Here is a 16546-nt window from a genome sequence, read left to right on the forward strand (position 1 = left end):
TCTTCCTTCGCAGGTTTGCTCAATACCCAGGCTTTGGACATTTGCAATAGCCATTTAGCTCTACATAGGCTTGGCCGTTTACTGCGCCGCTGATGGTGCACGCCCCTTCCCAATACACCGGGCCGACCCAGAAGTTGTGATTGCCGCGAATTTCCTGGTCTGGCACGGCAGGCTGCACGGTGAAGATTTCGCTGCCGATTGTCACCGTCCAGCCGGCGGGATAGGTGCAGCCAGTGGTGGGACTGGTCCAGTAACCCAGTATGATCACGTCGAATTGATGCGCGGCGAGATTTGTGGTTAGCCCCTGTGCGTCTGTGATTGAGCCGGATTTTTCTACCGTGACATCTTCGCCGTTGAAATCGAACAGCATGATTTGGCGGTTGTCTGCCAGTTCGATGGCGAACCATTGCCAGCCTTTATCGATCGCTTGAAACAGTTCGCCGTACTGGCGGTCAAACCAGCTGGTTCCGGTGACTTTGTAAGACTTGCCTTTAATGCTCAAGGTGCCAGTCGTCGCCATGTGGGTGCGCGAGTAGTAGTAGGTGTAGCCGCCAAAAACATAGGGGTGCGCGTCGCCGCCGTAGTGCAGCGCGGGCGGTTTAGTTGATTGCAGGTCAATATCCAGCACGTAGTCACCAACTACGCTGTGCAAGTGATCTGTGCCATTGCCGCCCACCGCGGTGATGGAGTTGTTCGCACCGGCACTGAGCTTGAAGCCATTGGGGGTTTTGTTGGGGAGCTTGAATTCGACAAATTCCTCAAATTCAAAGCGATTGCCGTTCACATCGGTGATGGCCGCCTGCACCAGCTGATCGCGCATGAACAGGAAAGCATCGAAGGTAAAAAACACCACTTCAAAACCAAAATGCTGGCCGTCTTCCGTTTCCAGATGGCCCGTCCAGTACCACCACTGCACCTCTTCGGTGGATAAAAATGCATCGTCTGCAGGCAGGATCACCGGACCAATCAAACCGCGTTTTGGGCTAAACCAGCACTTGAAAATGACTGCCACCAAGAGTATCCACGGCAGTAACGGTGGGTATTTCCAAACCAACAGCGCCAAAATTAATACGATGAGCCAAGGTGACTTTTGCCAGATTGTGCGCATGCTTAAACGTTCCTCGGGGTAAAATTTTTGTGCCAAGATTTTACCTGATTGCGTCCAGATTGTTTGGCCAGGTAGAGCGCCTGGTCAGCCAGTTTGAGCAACTCCGCCTCCAAGTTTGTTTCGCTCTGGGTGTTGCAAGCGGCCCCGATGCTGATCGTGATATGTGCTGCGGCAGGTGAGTGGGCATGGGGAATCTGCATGGCGGCAACGGTTTCGCGCAAGGACTCGGCTACTTTACGCGCATCTTCCAGATCAGTTTCAGGTAATAAAACGACAAATTCTTCGCCGCCGTAACGCGCTAGCAAATCCATCGGACGGTTCACTTCGGCCTGCATGGCTTGGGCGACCCGCATCAAACATTGATCGCCCAAGCCGTGACCATAGTGGTCGTTAAACAGTTTGAAGTAATCCACATCCAGCATCAGCAAAGACAATTCATGTTGCTGCCGTACCGCACGCCGCAGCTCGTTGCCCAGCGTGTCGTCGAAACGACGTCGATTGGCGACCTGAGTTAGTCCATCCATGAACGAAAGGCGTTTTAACGCATCGGTTTGCAGTTTGAGCGCAATGTGGTTGCGCACCCGTGCTTTGATAATCGGCGGGCTAATCGGCTTATGAATGTAGTCCATTGCGCCCAGCGTCAGTCCGAGTTCTTCATCTTCGGTTTGGTTGCGGGCGGTGACGAACAACACGGGAATATCACAGGTGTCTGGATTGGCCTTGAGACGTTTGCAGACTTCATAACCATCCATCTCCGGCATCATCACATCCAGCAAAATCAAATCCGGCGAGCTGGCCGCAACCAGCGCCAGGGCTTTGGCGCCGCTGGTCGCCAACTGGACACGGTAATCCTCGCGCAAGATGCTGCTCAACACGCTCAGGTTGGCGGGCACATCGTCCACCAGCAAGATAGTCGCGCGTTTGGTTTTGGCAAACATGGGGCTGTACTCCGCTATGTTATAAAGTTTCAGGGTTTTAAAGTTTCAAGTTTCCGGCAACAAGGCCAGGGCAATATCAAAATCAAAATTATCCAGTGCCACCGAGATGCGATGTACGGTTTGCACTGGCAGCAAGCTTTCAAATGCGGGCTTGTGGGCCTGCCATAAATCTGCCGCCTCAACATTGCATTCTCTCAGCAATATTCTGAGTTGGGGCAAACAGTCTGGCCATTGGCCTGGTAGTGTGACAGTCTCTGGCTGTGCGCTTGGTTCATGCGGCGGCGATGCGGGCGCATGCTCCGACAGGCCCTTGAGTAAATGTCGTAGCGCCTCAGGCAATACAGGTTTGGACAGGAATAGATGAGCATTCAATCTCAAGACGGTGTCGTGCATGACATCCGTATCGTAAGCGGAGACGACGACCGGTAAAGGCTGGTTGGCTGGAGGTTGTGCGTGCAGACTGCGCAAAACTTGTTCGCCATCCATGTCGGGCATGACCCAGTCCAACATCAGCAGATGATAGGGGCGGTTTTGTTGCTGTGCCTGGGCAATCATCTCTAGCGCAACCTGCCCGTTTTCAGCACTGTCGATGCCAGCTCCCGGTGTTTCACCCACGCCAAGATGATGCAGCATTTTGACCAGCACCATGCGCGCTTCAGGTTGATCGTCCACGACCAAAACGCGCAGGGTCTGTACGCCGGACAAGCTCGCTGGGGGAGCCGTGCCCTGTTGCGCGCGCAACAGATGGGCGGTAAAGATAAAGCACGAACCTGCATCTGGTTTGCTTTCCACCCAGATGCGCCCGCCCATCAGCTCGACAAAACGCTTGGCAATCACCAGTCCCAAGCCCGTCCCCCCATATTTTCGCGTGGTGGAGCCATCCGCCTGGATGAACTCTTGAAACAAGTGTTCTATCTGTTCCGCCGTCATGCCGATACCCGTATCGCTCACGGTAAAGCGTAGTGTCATCGATTCGGCATCTTGTGCGTCGATACCCAGCGTCAATTTGACATGACCGCTATGCGTAAATTTGATGGCGTTGGATAACAGGTTGATGAGGATTTGCCCTAGGCGCAGCGCATCCCCAACTAAAGCGCCCCCTTCATCCAGCAAATGTGGGGTGTCCACTTCGAACAATAATTCCACTTCTTTTTCGTAAGCGCGTTGCTGCAACAAGGCCAGGGCGTTGGAAACCACCTCCTCAACCAGAAAGCGATTTTGTTCCAGCTCCAGCTTACCAGCTTCAATCTTGGAAAAATCCAGGACGTTGTTGATGATGTCCATCAACATCTTGGCAGCGTTATGCACCTTGGAAATATAATCGCGTTGACGCGCATTCAGGTCTGTTTTTAGCGCTAAGTAAGCCATACCAAGAATAGCGTTCATGGGCGTGCGGATTTCATGGCTCATCGTAGCCAAAAACATGGATTTGATCTTGGTCGCATTCTCGGCTTGATTGCGCGCTTTTTCCAATGCCAACTGTACGGTTTGGCGACGGCTGATATCAGCTTCAATTGATTGCGCCATACTGTCAAACGTCTCGCTCAACACGGCCAGCTCATCTACCTCTGAGTCCCGTGCCGAATCCAGTCGGGTGCGGCTGGTGTAGTTACCTGCTGACAATCGGTCAGCAGACAGTTTGAGTCGTTCGATCGGCTTTAATACCTGGCGACGCACGGTATTAAAGGCTAACCCAACCAGACCGATGGTGACCGCCATGCTTGCCAGCAAAACCATAATGAGCCGCTGCAAGTGTGCGGTTGCTTGCTCGACCTCGCCCTGGGTGCGCTTGCTGACTTGTTCCTTCAGCCCCTCTACAGCGTGTGCCAAATTGGCTTTCAGCCCGTTATAAGTCTGGCTGTAAACCAGCTTGCTGGCAAAGTCGAGGCGGGGAGTCCCTTCGGAAACGAATGCGCGTTTGTCTGGGTCATAAAGCCCTTGTGTAGCGGCAAAAGCGATCTGTTCGGTTTGTTTCATGGCCTCGGTGGCCGCAAAAACCTGCGTTAGTGTTTGGAGTTCCTGTGCGTTGAAACCCAAAGCGCGCATCCTGTCCGTTAATACATGGCGTTCAACTTTTTCGGGGAGGACATGCAGCACCCGCTCTGCAATCACATCATCCCAATAAGTCGCTGGATTAAACATGGCAGGCGCGGATTTTTTGCCCTGACGTACGGCGAGGATGTCGTAGTAATAAAACAGATAGCGCGACTCGCCGGTGGTCGTGTATGCGCGCACCAAACTGGCCAGTTGCTCGGTCTCTTGTTGCAGTTCGTTGGACAATTGAATGGACAGCCGCCGATGCTCTTGCACGGCCATCATTTTGCTGTACGCCTGCTCAATCAGCACGACACACAACATATTTGCGCCCAATACCAGCAACACCCCCACAGAAAACCAGATTGAGAGTTTGCGCAGTTTCATCAGTGCGGGCGATTATCTACAGCGATGTGTTCACAATGTTCAGGCATATTCGATCGCGTATGACTGCTTTCAGCATAAAGTTTCATCATCGTGCCACAAGTTTCACCGCCAAGCCATCAGGGTTCCCCACATGCGAATGGCTCGAAGCGTTCGCCGATCAGATCAACGCGCCTCGAAGATAGATCGAGATCAAGCTGTATCTCGGGATAGATTTCGATGAAGGTAGCGAACAGGATATAGTCGTCAGCGGAGATATTCTTTTGTTCCATTTGTGGAACAGCTTATCCCATCTTCATGGCTTTATCTATCTTTTCGAGCCGTCTAAGATGTAGCCACATTACTTCAATTGAGGAGTCAACATGATTTATTTTGAATGATTCATTCTGAAATTCCCGAGCAAAAAGACGGCGTGATGGAAATGATGATTTTAGGAATGGGCACTTTGCCTGAATCAAATAATTTCAAACCAACAAGGAGCATGACATGACTACCAACAATATTTTCAGGCAGATCAATGGCAATATCGTGAAATTGGTATCAATACCCGCGGTCAGCGCGTCGCTTGCGCTCGTCGCCAGACTTTTAGCGTCGGTAATCTTCATTGGTGCAGGATTCAGCAAGCTGGGAGCGGGTTATGCAGGAGCGCAAGCCTATATGGCATCTGTCGGTCTCCCCGGTGAGCTTCTTCCCTTGGTGATCGGGCTGGAAATGGGGGGTGGACTGGCGTTGTTGCTTGGGTTTCAGACCCGCTTGGTGGCATTCGCGCTGTCGGTATTTTGCATCGTTTCCGCTGTGTTGTTTCACTCTGGTGCAGACCCGATGCAACAGATCATGTTTATGAAAAATCTCGCGATGGGAGGCGGATTAATGGCCTTCACCTTATTTGGTGCGGGTCGTATGAGTCTGGATGGGGAAACACAGGTTCAGGCTTCTTAACATGGAGTCACTTACCCGTATCTTAATTGAGAAAATATCTAGTAAGGAAAAACAACATGACCACTACCCTGTTCACCTCCACCACGCAAGGCAAACTGCAACTGAAGAACCGCATTGTCATGGCACCACTAACGCGTTCACGCGCCATCGGCAATGTGCCGAACGAACTGATGGAAAAATATTATCGACTGCGTGCCGGAGCCGGACTCATCATTACTGAAGGCACATCGCCATCGCCGAACGGACTCGGCTATGCGCGGATTCCAGGTATATATAACGATGCACAAGTACAAGGCTGGCGGCGAGTGACGGACGGTGTACATCAGGCAGGTGGCAAGATATTTATGCAATTGATGCATACTGGGCGGGTTAGTCATCCCGCGAATATGCCAGCCAACGCCAGGGTGCTCGCGCCATCCGCCATTGCCACGCCAGGTGAAATGTGGACGGACAGCAATGGATTGCAACCGCATCCTGTTCCCATTGCAATGAACGAAGCCGATATTGCTCAGGCTATCGCCGAGTATGCAGCTGCCTCCAAGCGGGCGATCGAAGCTGGATTCGATGGAGTAGAGTTGCATGGGGCGAATGGCTACTTAATCGATCAATTTCTTAACTCCGCTTCCAATCAGCGCACTGACCGCTGGGGCGGCAGTATTGAAAATCGCATTCGCTTCGCCGTAGAAGTTGCCAAAGCTGTCGCCGTGGCTATCGGTGCAGATCACATCGGTATGCGCATCTCACCTTATGGTGTATTCAACGGAATGACTCCCGATGCTGAGATGGACGCGTTGTACGAGCGCTTGATCGCCGAATTAAACAGCATCGGCTTGGTTTATATCCACATTGTCGATCACAGCTCGATGGGCGCACCGGAAGTTAGCCCAGCGTTGAAGGCAAAGATACGTGCCACGTTCAAAGGAAAATACATTTTGTCAGGCGGCTATGATTTGACTCGCGCGAACATCGATCTCAATTTGCAACGTGGCGACCTCGTCGCATTCGGCCGCCCATTCATCTCCAATCCCGATCTGGTGGAAAAACTACGCAATGACAGCCCCTTGGCTTCACCAGACTTCAATACCTTTTATACGCCGGGAGAAAAAGGATACACCGACTATTAATGCAAGCAATGACTATGAGGGAGCCATTCTTGCCTTAAGAGTAGCACCAACCTTAAATACTTAAACTTTAGATGCTTTTATTTTAAAGAAAAAAGGGTGGCGTCGTCTTTTTTCCTTTATTTTACGCACCTTTCTTATGCCGAATCGGAAGGTCAAGTCGCCAGCGAATCATATCGCCAATGATTGGATATATGTCATTGTGCTTGGCACCAAAGCGCATGAACCCACCTTGAAATTTACCAATGTCGCGATTAACAGTAATGTCATTCTCTGGCAAATAAAGCGCCAAATCTTCAAAATCGCCACCTTTACGCTGCTCCTCAGTCATATCAAAATACTGCCACATTGGATTCTGATGCGAAAAATCGACTTCTGTAATGCCATCAAAAATTTGATTGAGGATCACGTCACCATTGTCAGGCCTTCGATTACTGAATGCAAAATCATACACAAGCTTCGCGAGAGCTTTAAGAACAACTGGCTGAGCGGCCACGGTCTTTTCACGAGCCTGGGGCTCTCCGAATCCTGAAATGGCTGTAACGGCTTCCCAAAATCGATAAGCAACCTCTACCTTTGGAGTCACCTCGGGGGGAATTGCGCTTGCAATATTGGTCTTATTAAGGAATAAGATTGCGTTTACAGCCACCAAATCTTTGCGCGTTACACTCCCGTCATCTGTATGCCAATCAGACTGGTCACGTTCTTGCACTTTGACGCCTAGATTGTTGATGATTCGATCCTTGATAAACAGATTTACAGGATTAGAGTTATCGAAACTTAGTGCAATGCTGGTCTCGACTTTCTTACTGAGTCGATTCAAATCGTGAAAAAGCTGACGCTCTTGATCAATATCAAGCCCGAGATGTACCTCAACCACTATAGTGCAAAAAGTGCGCGCAACCACGAAGCATTCTTCCCACAACGCCATTTCGTCAGGACTGATTTCTTGAGATGGAGATTGAAATAGGCTGCCCTTTTTGGGATAAGCTCCCTTGGATCTCAGCTCGTCTAGAAACTGGAATACCATTTCCATTCCCTTTCTACGATGCTGCCCATCAACCACCCATAAAACATGCTTTTGCGAAAGAAAAATTTTAAAAGCGGCGGTCTCATGGTCGGTTGTAATCAACCGAATACCTCGAAGGTTCTCACCGCTAGGGCTACACTCTCTGACATTCACAACAAGTGGCTGCAAAGAAAGATATGGTTGTTTTCCAAGGTTTGTTTGTACTTCAATGAATTTATCGGGAATTGTTTTTTTCTCAATTCCGCGTCGAGTAATCGTAGCCGTCACTAACCCTTTCAATATGTACAAAGCCAATTTTTGAGCGTGAGTAATATCAAGTTTACGTTGAGAAATGGCTTCACCATCCCTAATTGGATCATTAGCCACCTCAGACATTTCAAAGAATTCATGCATGGGGACATGCATTACAAATGTTCTAAAACCGAGGTTGTGCCCAATAAATACTTTCATTGGCTTGTCTGCAGTCCCCCCTTCGTCTATTAAATTATCAAGCGATGTTAAAGGCGAAGGTGTTCCTTGAGCATTTGCTGGGTACATTTTATATCTCCTGGGTTGTTTATGTTAAATTCCAGGGACAACTATAATTATAGTCCTGGTTAAAGTCAATATTATTTCCAGGATATATTTAATAATATTCCAGGGATATCATTAATCAGAAATTATAAATAAATTTCTATGGGGTTACGTAAAGGCGCTCTCTTTTATCTATCGGAGAGATAGAGCATGGAGTGCTATAACCTTTTTAATCAATCCACAGCTCGTTACCTGAATTCACCTACAAAAGTTACACCTCAATGTTGTATCCGCCATTTTTAAAAAACTCGAACGTTGCATCGTCGCCACAATGAGCTACATTAAACCTGAACCAAGGTGAAGATTCCTGGTGCGGTCGGAACATGTTTCCGGGGGCGAGCATGATTCCATCTTTTGCAGCGAGGCTTGCAATTTCAGCCGCATTATTTTGATCATTCAATTTTGCCCAAACGAACATCCCGCCTTCCGGCTCACAATAAAGTGTAAAGCCAAGATTTTCGAGTTTTGCAATCGTGTTTTGTCGCGCCAGTTGCAATTTTGCTCGAAGCTTATCCAAATGCTTTCGATAATGGCCGTCAGTCAAGAGCTGATATATCAGTCGCTCGCTCACTTCCGAAGTGGTAAGACCTGTCAGTAGCTTAACGTCACAGAGGCTCTCTGCGATTTCTCGGTTACATGCAAAATATCCAACACGCAGACTTGCTGAGACCGATTTCGAGAAGCTGCTTACATAGATCACCCGATTGAGCTGGTCGAGCGTAGCAAGACGAGTTGCTGTCGCAGGGTGAAAGTCGCCATAGATGTCATCCTCGACCAACATCAAGTCGTATTTTTCGGCCAGCTGAAGCATGCGATGAGCGACAGGCTGACTAATGCTGGCACCGGTTGGGTTGTGCAAAATCGTATTGGTAAAAAAGAGCTTGGGATGATGTTCTTTGATCAACGCTTCCATCGCACAGGTATCAGGGCCATCATGGTTCCAGGGTACCCCGACGATTTTGGCGCCAAATGATTTCAGCCCACCAAAAAGAATGAAATATCCCGGATCATCGACTAAAACAGCGTCTCCGGGCCGTATGAAGTAACGCGTTACCAGATCCATCGCATGCGTCACTCCTGTGGTCAGGATGATCTGCGAAGTGTCCGCTACCACACCGATATTGGATAACCTTCTTTGAAGTAGATCCCTCAGCGGTAAATAACCACCCGGCGTGCCATAGGCAGTAAGAAACTCTCCATCTTTCAGTGACAATGCCCTCAAACTTTTTTTGATGCCTGTTTCTACCATCCATGAGGCTGGAAGCCACCATGCTCCGGGCATCGTCTTGCTGGCACGATCCTTAAGAGAATTCCTTAACAGCCAAACGACATCTATGACGCTATCGAGTTTGTACGCCGCTTCCGACGAATCTCGTGGTGCCGGACGCGATGAAACATAAAAACCAGAACCTTGCCTCGAATGCAGATATCCCATTGCCACCAGCTTGTCATATGCCTGGACGACCGTGAAGCGGCTTATCCCATGGTTTTGAGCGAAACTTCGAATCGAAGGCATGCGCGCGCCCGACCGAATCGCCCTGTCGTCTATCATTTTTTTGACGGCATTGGCGATCTGGTCAATCAGCGGTAAAGGATCATTTGAATCTAAACTTAACATTGGCATGGTTAATGAACCGGTACAGGTGGGTAAAATATAAAAATAACTGTACCTGTATTGTCAGATTATTGTCCTGTAATGTAAGGGCTGAGAGATAGGGATGAGTACAAAACATCTCTCAAACAAGAGGCACCTTGAAAAATTTTAAAAATAAATGTGTAGTTTGACTGAAAAAGGAGTAATAAAAATGAATTCTCGATATATTAAAGGATTTATTGCTGTGTTGGTTGGCATGGCAATAAACTATTTGGGAGATAAAGCGCTGGGGGTCAATATCGAAATATTTACGGGTATCTCCACCTTTACTTTTGCCTGGATGATAGATATATTTTTGGTGCCTTTCATCGCGGGGTTGGCGGTGTCCTGGATTTTTGGTCTAGGCGGGAAATGGTTGGCTTGTTTACCCCCCCTGTTTGTACGCTGCATCAGTTTTGTCTATTTAACCTATTTCGACAATTCTTCTACAGATACAGACCTGTTTTTCCAAGTCCCCCTCGCCTACTGGGGGCCTTGTCTCATTTTGGTAGTCGAGGCTGCCAATTTTGGAGGAATTATCGGAGAAGTTTGGAAAGGGGTATATCGTCGTCCAAACAAAGAGAATGGGGAAATAAACATGACTACCCCTACCAAAATAACCACTTAATTCTTTGTTTAATTAATTTATTTTAGTATTTATCGGGGCAGCGCGCTGCATATAAAAACTACCTTTTTTACTGAAGGTTATCTTAATAGAATGGCTGCCTGTAAGCCATTAGAAAGGATGAATAGCCATGTTGAAATTTCTGCCATATTTTATTCTAAGTTCGATTATAGCCATCAATATGAGCGCACTCACAGTCATGCTGCAAATGGATTTAATTAACAATTCAATCACTGCTAAAACCATCTCGTGGATATTAACGGCATGTGCATGGTCTTTGGTGTACGTTTATCGCAACCGATAGTGTTGAGCAGAAAATGGCCCAAGATTCCTCTTAAAAATGGGATGCTACCCTTTTAAGCACGATTGGATATAAGGGTTGTACGCCCCAATCCACGAAAATTTCAGAGTCCCCGGTTTTCTCAGCGTCCCAGCATCTTCTGACCGTCTTGGCGCAGCGCGCCGTCAGGGCCAATATGCCGTTAAAGGGTCTGGCGCGCGCGGTGTGTGTTATCTGCGATGACTCCGGCCACAAACCCAAACAGCGATGGTGGAAAATCGTGGCCCATTCCCTCGACGATGAGTAGTTCGGCTCCTTTAATATTGGCCGCCGCGTCCTTCCCAGCTTCCGGGGGAACTAGTGGGTCGTCTGACCCATGCAACACAAGCGTCGGAGCACTTATGTTGGCTAGTCGTGATCTTAAGTCACCGGTTGCTGCGATGGCGGCGATGTGCCGCCAAAACCCGCTTGGGTTGTATGCTCGTTTGACTTCGGCTAAGGCTTGATCTCGTTGAGCGGATTCGTCAAACGGATAGCCTCGCCCGGCAATCACTTGAGAAAAGGCAACGCAATGTGCGAGATAGCCCTGTTCGTCTTTCAAAGGATGTGGCGCGGGCGATGTCATCGCCGCCATCACTGCTGGGCTGGCCTGCGGCAGATCACGATTGCCAGTACTCGACATAATGCAAACCAGAGATAGAACGCGGTCAGCATGCTCGCTGGCCACCAGTTGTGCGATCATGCCGCCCATTGATCTCCCAACCACGTGCGCTCGTTTGATCATCAACGAATCGAGAAGTCTTACAGCGTCGTTCGCCATATCGAACAGCGTATAAGGCACATTGGGCGTTTCGCCGCGAGAGACTGCGTCGGCAATTGCAGCGAGATCTGGCATCGACGCGCTATCGAAGTGAGTTGAAAGGCCTGCGTCACGATTATCAAAGCGAATCACGCGGTAGCCTTGTTCTACCAATATCTGGCAAAACGTTTCGCTCCAACGAATCATCTGCGTACCCAGACCGGAAATCAGCAGAACAGCTTCCGCGTCGTTATTGCCAAAACAATCGTATTCAATTTCAATTCCGTTCGCTTTAGTCTTGGGCATGGCGTGTGGTCTTTAAATGTTCTTGCGTCGTGCGCTTTTTGGGAGCGCTCCGCTATTTCGTTTGGTCGGCTTCTCTACTGCACAACGGATGCACCACCGGGCTATGCAAGTAGCCACGTACCTAACAAATCGGTGCAGAGACGGTTGCTCATGAGAGTGCTAAGGTTGGCGTGCGTGCAAGCGTTACCATTACTGCGGAAACTGTCGCAACCACAGCAGAGTCGATTGACTCGACAGCTCCGGTGCAAATGCTATCGGCAGTTTCGCGCGCGGCGTTCACCAGCGCACGCCCGGCCGGGCGAAGCACGGCCTGACGAAATCCATTCGCACCGTCGCGCACCACGAGGCCAATCTTCTCGAGCACGATCAACTGACGCAGCACAGCCGATTGAGGCTGACCAATCGGACGCACGAGTTCCGGAATGCTTACCCGACCACCGTCCGCTTGCGCGAGCAAATTCAGCAGCGCAAAGTCGCTGAAACTGATGCCATGGTATGTGCCCAACTCATCGTCAAGCTTGAGTTGCAGGCTGGCGTGGGCACGATGTAGCGCCAAACAGAAGTCGAGATTCGTGTTCATCGAGGATCCCTCCTCGGTTCGTCATAGCCGAGTTCGCCGTGACAAGGGATTTCTTGGCGCCACAGGCTAACCAGCATTTCCAATTCCTGTGCGGCATTGAACGCTGGATCTTCGCTGGGTTTGACCATGTCGAGTACTTCGAAGAGAAAGTTGGTCTCGCCATGTTCGACCCAATCCTGCGCAAGCCTCACGTTGCGATGCTGTCCATGCTGCAGTTCAAAACGATGCCGGTTGAGTGTGCCCTGAACGTTCGTACTTCCGGCAACCAACGCCCGGCCCGTGATCTGGTTACGGATCGCATATACGCCTGCTCGGGTTTTCGTCTCCAGGTACTGTCGTTTCAGCGTCTTTCTGTTTGTCATCATCAATCCTTTTTGTTCCAAATGAGTCACGGTGCAAGCGATGGCACTTCTGTCAGCGGAGTGGATAAGCTAGGTACCTGACGTAATCGCGAACGTCGGCCGGCCAAGCTTCGGTCAGTTGGCGGAACTTTGCCGCGTCGTTTGCGAACAGCGCGCGCGTGGCCTCTTCAAAGCCAGCCATATCACCAGCCATGACTGACATGAAGTGGTAAGCACATTCACTCGCCCGGCGTTGCCGGTCTCGGTCCACGTTGGCCCGGCGTGCCTCATCAACCAGTTTCCGTAAAGTCACCGATGCACCGCCTGGCTGTGCAGCCAACCAATCCCAGTGGCGCGGCAGTAGCGTGACTTCTCGCGCGACAACCCCAAGCTTTGGCCGGCCACGGCCACGTGGCTCACCAGATTCCCCGGAATCGATCAGTGCCGATTCGTTTCCTTGAGGCTGGCACCCCTCTGGAGGTAGACGTGCAAACATCTCGGCATCGCTTCCTCGAATGTCGATCTCGACAACTTGACCAGTCTGGTCGCAGAAGGTCAGCAGCGGACTGGGTGCGCCGGATGCCAGAGCGTGTTTCACAGCCAATGCATTGACCGGCAAGCTGCAAGAGGCGATGCGCTTGTGGCCGTTGAAGCTGGTGTAGGAAGGCGTAGCGGTATCAATCACGGTGAGATTTGGCTTGAATTGGATGAGCCAATAATACCCGGGTTAAATTGCCGCGTCAATAATACCCGGGTTAAATTTTAGCCATGGTGCTTCTGTGACTGGCGCATCGGTACTGCCATGGGTTGAAATCCCAATCCGGCGAAAGTTGTCAAGCGCTCCAGAACCGGCGACTACTCCCAGTCAATCCCCGCCAAAACAGCCTCCAAATCAATCAGATTGCGCTTGTCTCTGAAGGCATAGTGCCCAAGAAAATGCAGGTGCTGCCACGCCGCCGGTGAAATCCGTCTGAGTAAATCCAATGCCTTGTCGTTCCCCGTTGCCAGACACCGGCCAAGCAGTCCCGACAGCAGCATCGAGTTGTAAGCGATTACCACATTGGCAATCAGCCGGCCACACTGGTTGCTGATGTCCACGTCCAGGTCGGTACGTCCGGTAAGTTCCTTTTTACCGTTGACCTGGGCGATGGTGGAGCGCAGCTGGTGGTAGGACTCAATGCGGTTTTCCGAGCGGTGGACATCACGCTGCAATTGAGGGTCGCGCAAGTAGCGCAGCGTGTAGATCGTGCGGATCAGCTTGTCATAATCGAAAAGGGCCTTAGAGCCTGTTCACGATCTTCGCAGCAGCAGAACCAGGAAGGCAAGGTGGATGAATTGCAGGCTGGTATTGAGTTTGCGTTCGCAGTTCTTCCATAGCCGTCTGCATTTCTCCAACCAGGCGAAGCTGCGCTCAACCACCCAACGCTTTGGGATGACGGCGAAGGTGTGCAGTTCGTTGCGCTTGGCGATCTGCACCGATGCCCCCAGTATTTCATCGACTGCCAACGCAAATGGTCGACCTACATAACCACCGTCAGCCAGAATACGTTGTACCTGCGCAAGGCCTGGTTTGCACCGTGCCATCGCCTGCAAGATACCTTTCCGATCAGTGACCTCAGCGGTGGTCACCGCAACTGCATGCGGTAGTCCTTGGGTATCCACCGCAATGTGGCGCTTGATTCCAGAGATCTTCTTGCCTGCGTCATAACCCTTCTGACCCGCCGTGTCCGTGTTTTTCACGCTCTGCGCGTCCACAATCAATAGCGTCGGCTGTGCGTTGCGCCCCTGTCTCGTACGGGCCACGCCAACTTGATTTTTTTAACGCCCGCTCCAGCAGGCTCATTCCTTCCTCGTCCTGCTCACTCCACTTGGCAAAGTAGGAGTGCACCGTGCGCCATTTCGGAAACTCCCTCGGTAGCATTCGCCACTGGCAGCCGCTCTTGAGCAGGTACAGTACCGCGCTCCAGACCTCATATAAGTCCACCGTGCGGGGCTTGGTACGCTTGCGCGCCCCTTCCAGCAAGGGCCTAATTTGCTCGAACTGCTCGCGGCTGATGTCGCTTGGGTATTTTTTCTTGCGCATTCGGACATTGTCTCGGATTTCAGCAAGATCGTGAACAGGCTCTTACGCGTGCGGTGGTGTCCAGACAGGGTGCAAATTTTGCGCACCAGCACACTTTGGCTCATTTCCTTGAGCCCGAGGGTGGCAGCAATGTGATCCAAATTGGATTTTTCAGCGCCAATCAGATGACGGCCAATTTGACCCATAGGCTGAATCAGGAAATCAGCATAACCCTCCTGGCCAGGGCCACGGTAGAGGTGCTTCAACTGGGCATGCAAATTGGTGAAACGCGGTGCCAGGTTCATGCCAAACCACTGCAGGATGGCAAAGTTGGCCATGTTGATGCTGTGCATGTCGCCGGTGATCGTGGTCGGCTTGATGTCCGAGGTGTTGTTGTAGCAGATGTCAAACACCCAGTAGCTCTCATGCTGGTTAGCACCCAGCATCTGGGTCTGCAACGCCACATGGTTGGCCAGCAAGGTATAGGCGACAACGCCACGGTCCTTACCAAAATACTTGCGTGAATGGCGGGCCTTGAGCGTTGTGGGGAGGCCGCGGCAAACTTTTGCCCGTCCACGCTGCCGTACAGCACATCCATGTCGATGGAGTAGCTCGGTAGGTTGGGCTGAATGAAATGAAGCCCAACATCTCACCGCTCACCATAACCATCTACTCCATCATCTATTTTCTCACCCCACAATCCGATGCTGCCAGATGCCGCGCTCAAGCTTGGCTTGGCGGCTGACACGAATGTGCTCGCCTTTTGCCAGCCGCCGAGAGAACCTGGCCTTGATAAGCGACCAGCGCAGTAGATAGTCTGAATCGCCCGGTTGCAAGCGCGCCATATCGCATGCAGGTGTTCTGGTAACACCACCATCGCCAGAATAGCAAACGGATGCGCGTCTTTCACCGTTTTCATGGCCGCGCGCAATTCATCGATATGCCGCACCAATACGTCGGAGCGCCGTTCAGCCAAATTAACAGTGAAGAAGTATGTGCCCTCCGCTGCATCGGCACGTCGGTAATGTATCTGTTCATCCACTCCTTGGGATGTTGGGCTTCATTTTATTCAGCCCAACCTACCGAGCTCGCCCGCGTGGTGCAGGCCGGTGTTGTACCCATGGACACGGCCGCCGTGGCGTCCGAGCTGCAAGGCTCTTGGAACCGAGAAGACGCGATGGAATGGGCCAACATTTACACCAAGATTTTCCCGGCCTATCAACTGCTCATCGAGAGCTACATAAAAGCGCAGGATGTGGCGAAGAGCAACGAGTTATTGGATTCCCAGCGCAAGTAATTCGTCGGGTTCACGGCCCCCATCGCAAGGGGGGGCCTTTTACTTTGGAGACTACTTTCATGAAAGCAGCCGTTATCTAATCGTTCGAACATCCGCCGCGTTTGACACCGCAGCAAGTGCACAGGAGGGGTGCCCGTTTGGCGATTTCTTCACTGCCCAGATGTCTGGCCGAGAGGATTTTTCAATTCGTTCTTTGATCGGTTGGAGTTGTGTTTCAAGCAGGCCGGGTTGAATGTTGCTGGGTCGTTAGCAACGCATGCATACAACTCGGTTTCACAAACCATAGCCCGGTAAGTTCGAAAGTTTGACCATCTATCAGGGCGTAGTGGTAGCCGTTGCACGAGCGGTCATATTCAATCGGTGCATTAAAGAACAGCCGCAGTTCCTGAATAACAAGGTTGATCGTGGCGCGAGAGAATTCGAGTATTTCTTGCAACACCCGATGCGGCACAGTCTGGCGTCAGCCTGCAAGAATCTAATGTAACCTATAAATTCG

17 protein-coding genes and 2 pseudogenes are annotated in these 16546 nt (G+C 50.9%); 4 read left to right on the plus strand and 15 right to left on the minus strand.

Translation table 11 applies throughout. The features are described from left to right. Positions 1–19 precede the first annotated feature (19 nt). The 4 genes from MKZ32_RS08210 to MKZ32_RS08225 all read right to left on the minus strand — a co-directional run bounded on the left by MKZ32_RS08210 (position 20) and on the right by MKZ32_RS08225 (position 4736). Complete coding sequence (locus MKZ32_RS08210; RefSeq protein ID WP_239796834.1) at positions 20–1108, minus strand: lipocalin family protein; 1089 nt, start codon at positions 1106–1108, stop codon at positions 20–22. Positions 1109–1110: 2 nt separating this feature from the next. Further along, positions 1111–2046, minus strand: coding sequence for a diguanylate cyclase domain-containing protein (locus tag MKZ32_RS08215; RefSeq protein ID WP_239796835.1), 936 nt, complete (start codon positions 2044–2046; stop codon positions 1111–1113). Positions 2047–2091: 45 nt separating this feature from the next. Further along, on the minus strand, positions 2092–4467 hold the full coding sequence (locus tag MKZ32_RS08220) for an ATP-binding protein (protein ID WP_239796836.1): 2376 nt from the start codon (positions 4465–4467) through the stop codon (positions 2092–2094). A gap of 116 nt (positions 4468–4583) precedes the next feature. After that, the gene (locus MKZ32_RS08225) at positions 4584–4736 is read right to left on the minus strand and encodes a hypothetical protein (RefSeq protein WP_239796837.1); all 153 of its coding nucleotides are present in this window, start codon (positions 4734–4736) and stop codon (positions 4584–4586) included. Between the two features lie 214 nt (positions 4737–4950). Here MKZ32_RS08225 and MKZ32_RS08230 point away from each other — a divergent pair, with 214 nt between their 5' ends. Together MKZ32_RS08230 and MKZ32_RS08235 are read left to right on the plus strand one after the other, a co-directional pair. Next, positions 4951–5403, plus strand: a complete 453-nt coding sequence (locus MKZ32_RS08230) for a DoxX family protein (protein ID WP_239796838.1) — start codon at positions 4951–4953, stop codon at positions 5401–5403. A gap of 56 nt (positions 5404–5459) precedes the next feature. After that, positions 5460–6527: an alkene reductase gene (locus tag MKZ32_RS08235; protein WP_239796839.1), complete on the plus strand. Its 1068-nt coding sequence runs from the start codon at positions 5460–5462 to the stop codon at positions 6525–6527. 121 nt (positions 6528–6648) lie between these two features. Here the strand turns inward: MKZ32_RS08235 and MKZ32_RS08240 are convergent, their stop codons facing one another. Continuing rightward, positions 6649–8091: a DNA sulfur modification protein DndB gene (locus MKZ32_RS08240; protein ID WP_239796840.1), complete on the minus strand. Its 1443-nt coding sequence runs from the start codon at positions 8089–8091 to the stop codon at positions 6649–6651. 247 nt (positions 8092–8338) lie between these two features. Further along, positions 8339–9745, minus strand: coding sequence for an aminotransferase-like domain-containing protein (locus tag MKZ32_RS08245; protein WP_239796841.1), 1407 nt, complete (start codon positions 9743–9745; stop codon positions 8339–8341). Positions 9746–9908: 163 nt separating this feature from the next. Between MKZ32_RS08245 and MKZ32_RS08250 the strand changes: the two genes are divergently transcribed. Then, positions 9909–10388: a hypothetical protein gene (locus MKZ32_RS08250; protein WP_239796842.1), complete on the plus strand. Its 480-nt coding sequence runs from the start codon at positions 9909–9911 to the stop codon at positions 10386–10388. Between the two features lie 479 nt (positions 10389–10867). On the opposite strand, the gene MKZ32_RS08255 is transcribed toward MKZ32_RS08250, so the two are convergent. The 8 genes and pseudogenes from MKZ32_RS08255 to MKZ32_RS08290 all read right to left on the minus strand — a co-directional run bounded on the left by MKZ32_RS08255 (position 10868) and on the right by MKZ32_RS08290 (position 15702). Next, complete coding sequence (locus MKZ32_RS08255) at positions 10868–11770, minus strand: alpha/beta fold hydrolase (RefSeq protein WP_239796843.1); 903 nt, start codon at positions 11768–11770, stop codon at positions 10868–10870. Between the two features lie 148 nt (positions 11771–11918). Next, positions 11919–12350 carry a MarR family winged helix-turn-helix transcriptional regulator gene (locus tag MKZ32_RS08260; RefSeq protein ID WP_239796844.1) on the minus strand — a complete coding sequence of 144 codons (432 nt, stop codon included), beginning with the start codon at positions 12348–12350 and terminating at the stop codon, positions 11919–11921. Continuing rightward, a complete protein-coding gene (locus tag MKZ32_RS08265; RefSeq protein ID WP_239796845.1) occupies positions 12347–12715 on the minus strand; it encodes a GIY-YIG nuclease family protein in 369 nt (122 codons plus the stop codon). The genes MKZ32_RS08260 and MKZ32_RS08265 overlap by 4 nt, the downstream gene beginning before the upstream one ends. Before the next feature lie 49 nt (positions 12716–12764). Further along, a complete protein-coding gene (locus tag MKZ32_RS08270; RefSeq protein WP_239796846.1) occupies positions 12765–13376 on the minus strand; it encodes a DUF2239 family protein in 612 nt (203 codons plus the stop codon). Positions 13377–13546: 170 nt separating this feature from the next. Next, positions 13547–13972 (minus strand): annotated as a pseudogene (locus MKZ32_RS08275) (Tn3 family transposase); the annotation flags it as partial. A 9-nt stretch (positions 13973–13981) separates the two neighbouring features. Next, positions 13982–14774 (minus strand): IS5 family transposase gene (locus MKZ32_RS08280; protein ID WP_239796113.1). Its coding sequence is split into 2 segments (ribosomal slippage): positions 13982–14504 and positions 14503–14774, totalling 795 coding nucleotides; the frame shifts between segments, so codons are not numbered across the junction. Positions 14775–14869: 95 nt separating this feature from the next. Then, a pseudogene (locus MKZ32_RS15690) lies at positions 14870–15406 on the minus strand (Tn3 family transposase); the annotation flags it as partial. Beyond that, positions 15403–15702 carry a hypothetical protein gene (locus tag MKZ32_RS08290; protein WP_239796848.1) on the minus strand — a complete coding sequence of 100 codons (300 nt, stop codon included), beginning with the start codon at positions 15700–15702 and terminating at the stop codon, positions 15403–15405. The gene MKZ32_RS08290 and the pseudogene MKZ32_RS15690, both read right to left, overlap by 4 nt. On the opposite strand from MKZ32_RS08290, the gene MKZ32_RS08295 reads away from it, so the two are divergent. Beyond that, positions 15694–16050: a hypothetical protein gene (locus tag MKZ32_RS08295; protein WP_239796849.1), complete on the plus strand. Its 357-nt coding sequence runs from the start codon at positions 15694–15696 to the stop codon at positions 16048–16050. The genes MKZ32_RS08290 and MKZ32_RS08295 overlap by 9 nt on opposite strands. A 214-nt stretch (positions 16051–16264) precedes the next feature. On the opposite strand, the gene MKZ32_RS08300 is transcribed toward MKZ32_RS08295, so the two are convergent. Then, on the minus strand, positions 16265–16489 hold the full coding sequence (locus MKZ32_RS08300) for a hypothetical protein (RefSeq protein ID WP_239796850.1): 225 nt from the start codon (positions 16487–16489) through the stop codon (positions 16265–16267). Positions 16490–16546 lie beyond the last annotated feature (57 nt).

Origin of the sequence: Candidatus Nitrotoga arctica (genome assembly GCF_918378365.1) — a bacterium.
In the GTDB taxonomy this organism is placed as follows: Bacteria; Pseudomonadota; Gammaproteobacteria; order Burkholderiales; family Gallionellaceae; genus Nitrotoga; species Nitrotoga arctica.

What these genes read in the sequence shown, in the direction of transcription:
- MKZ32_RS08230 (WP_239796838.1), top strand. Translation starts at nt 4,951, where the DNA reads ATGACTACCAACAATATTTTCAGGCAGATCAATGGCAATATCGTGAAA.
- MKZ32_RS08295 (WP_239796849.1), top strand. Translation starts at nt 15,694, where the DNA reads ATGCCGCACCAATACGTCGGAGCGCCGTTCAGCCAAATTAACAGTGAA.
- MKZ32_RS08255 (WP_239796843.1), bottom strand. Translation starts at nt 11,770, where the DNA reads ATGCCCAAGACTAAAGCGAACGGAATTGAAATTGAATACGATTGTTTT.
- MKZ32_RS08235 (WP_239796839.1), top strand. Translation starts at nt 5,460, where the DNA reads ATGACCACTACCCTGTTCACCTCCACCACGCAAGGCAAACTGCAACTG.
- MKZ32_RS08225 (WP_239796837.1), bottom strand. Translation starts at nt 4,736, where the DNA reads ATGGAACAAAAGAATATCTCCGCTGACGACTATATCCTGTTCGCTACC.
- MKZ32_RS08260 (WP_239796844.1), bottom strand. Translation starts at nt 12,350, where the DNA reads ATGAACACGAATCTCGACTTCTGTTTGGCGCTACATCGTGCCCACGCC.
- MKZ32_RS08265 (WP_239796845.1), bottom strand. Translation starts at nt 12,715, where the DNA reads ATGATGACAAACAGAAAGACGCTGAAACGACAGTACCTGGAGACGAAA.
- MKZ32_RS08220 (WP_239796836.1), bottom strand. Translation starts at nt 4,467, where the DNA reads ATGAAACTGCGCAAACTCTCAATCTGGTTTTCTGTGGGGGTGTTGCTG.
- MKZ32_RS08215 (WP_239796835.1), bottom strand. Translation starts at nt 2,046, where the DNA reads ATGTTTGCCAAAACCAAACGCGCGACTATCTTGCTGGTGGACGATGTG.
- MKZ32_RS08240 (WP_239796840.1), bottom strand. Translation starts at nt 8,091, where the DNA reads ATGTACCCAGCAAATGCTCAAGGAACACCTTCGCCTTTAACATCGCTT.
- MKZ32_RS08245 (WP_239796841.1), bottom strand. Translation starts at nt 9,745, where the DNA reads ATGTTAAGTTTAGATTCAAATGATCCTTTACCGCTGATTGACCAGATC.
- MKZ32_RS08210 (WP_239796834.1), bottom strand. Translation starts at nt 1,108, where the DNA reads ATGCGCACAATCTGGCAAAAGTCACCTTGGCTCATCGTATTAATTTTG.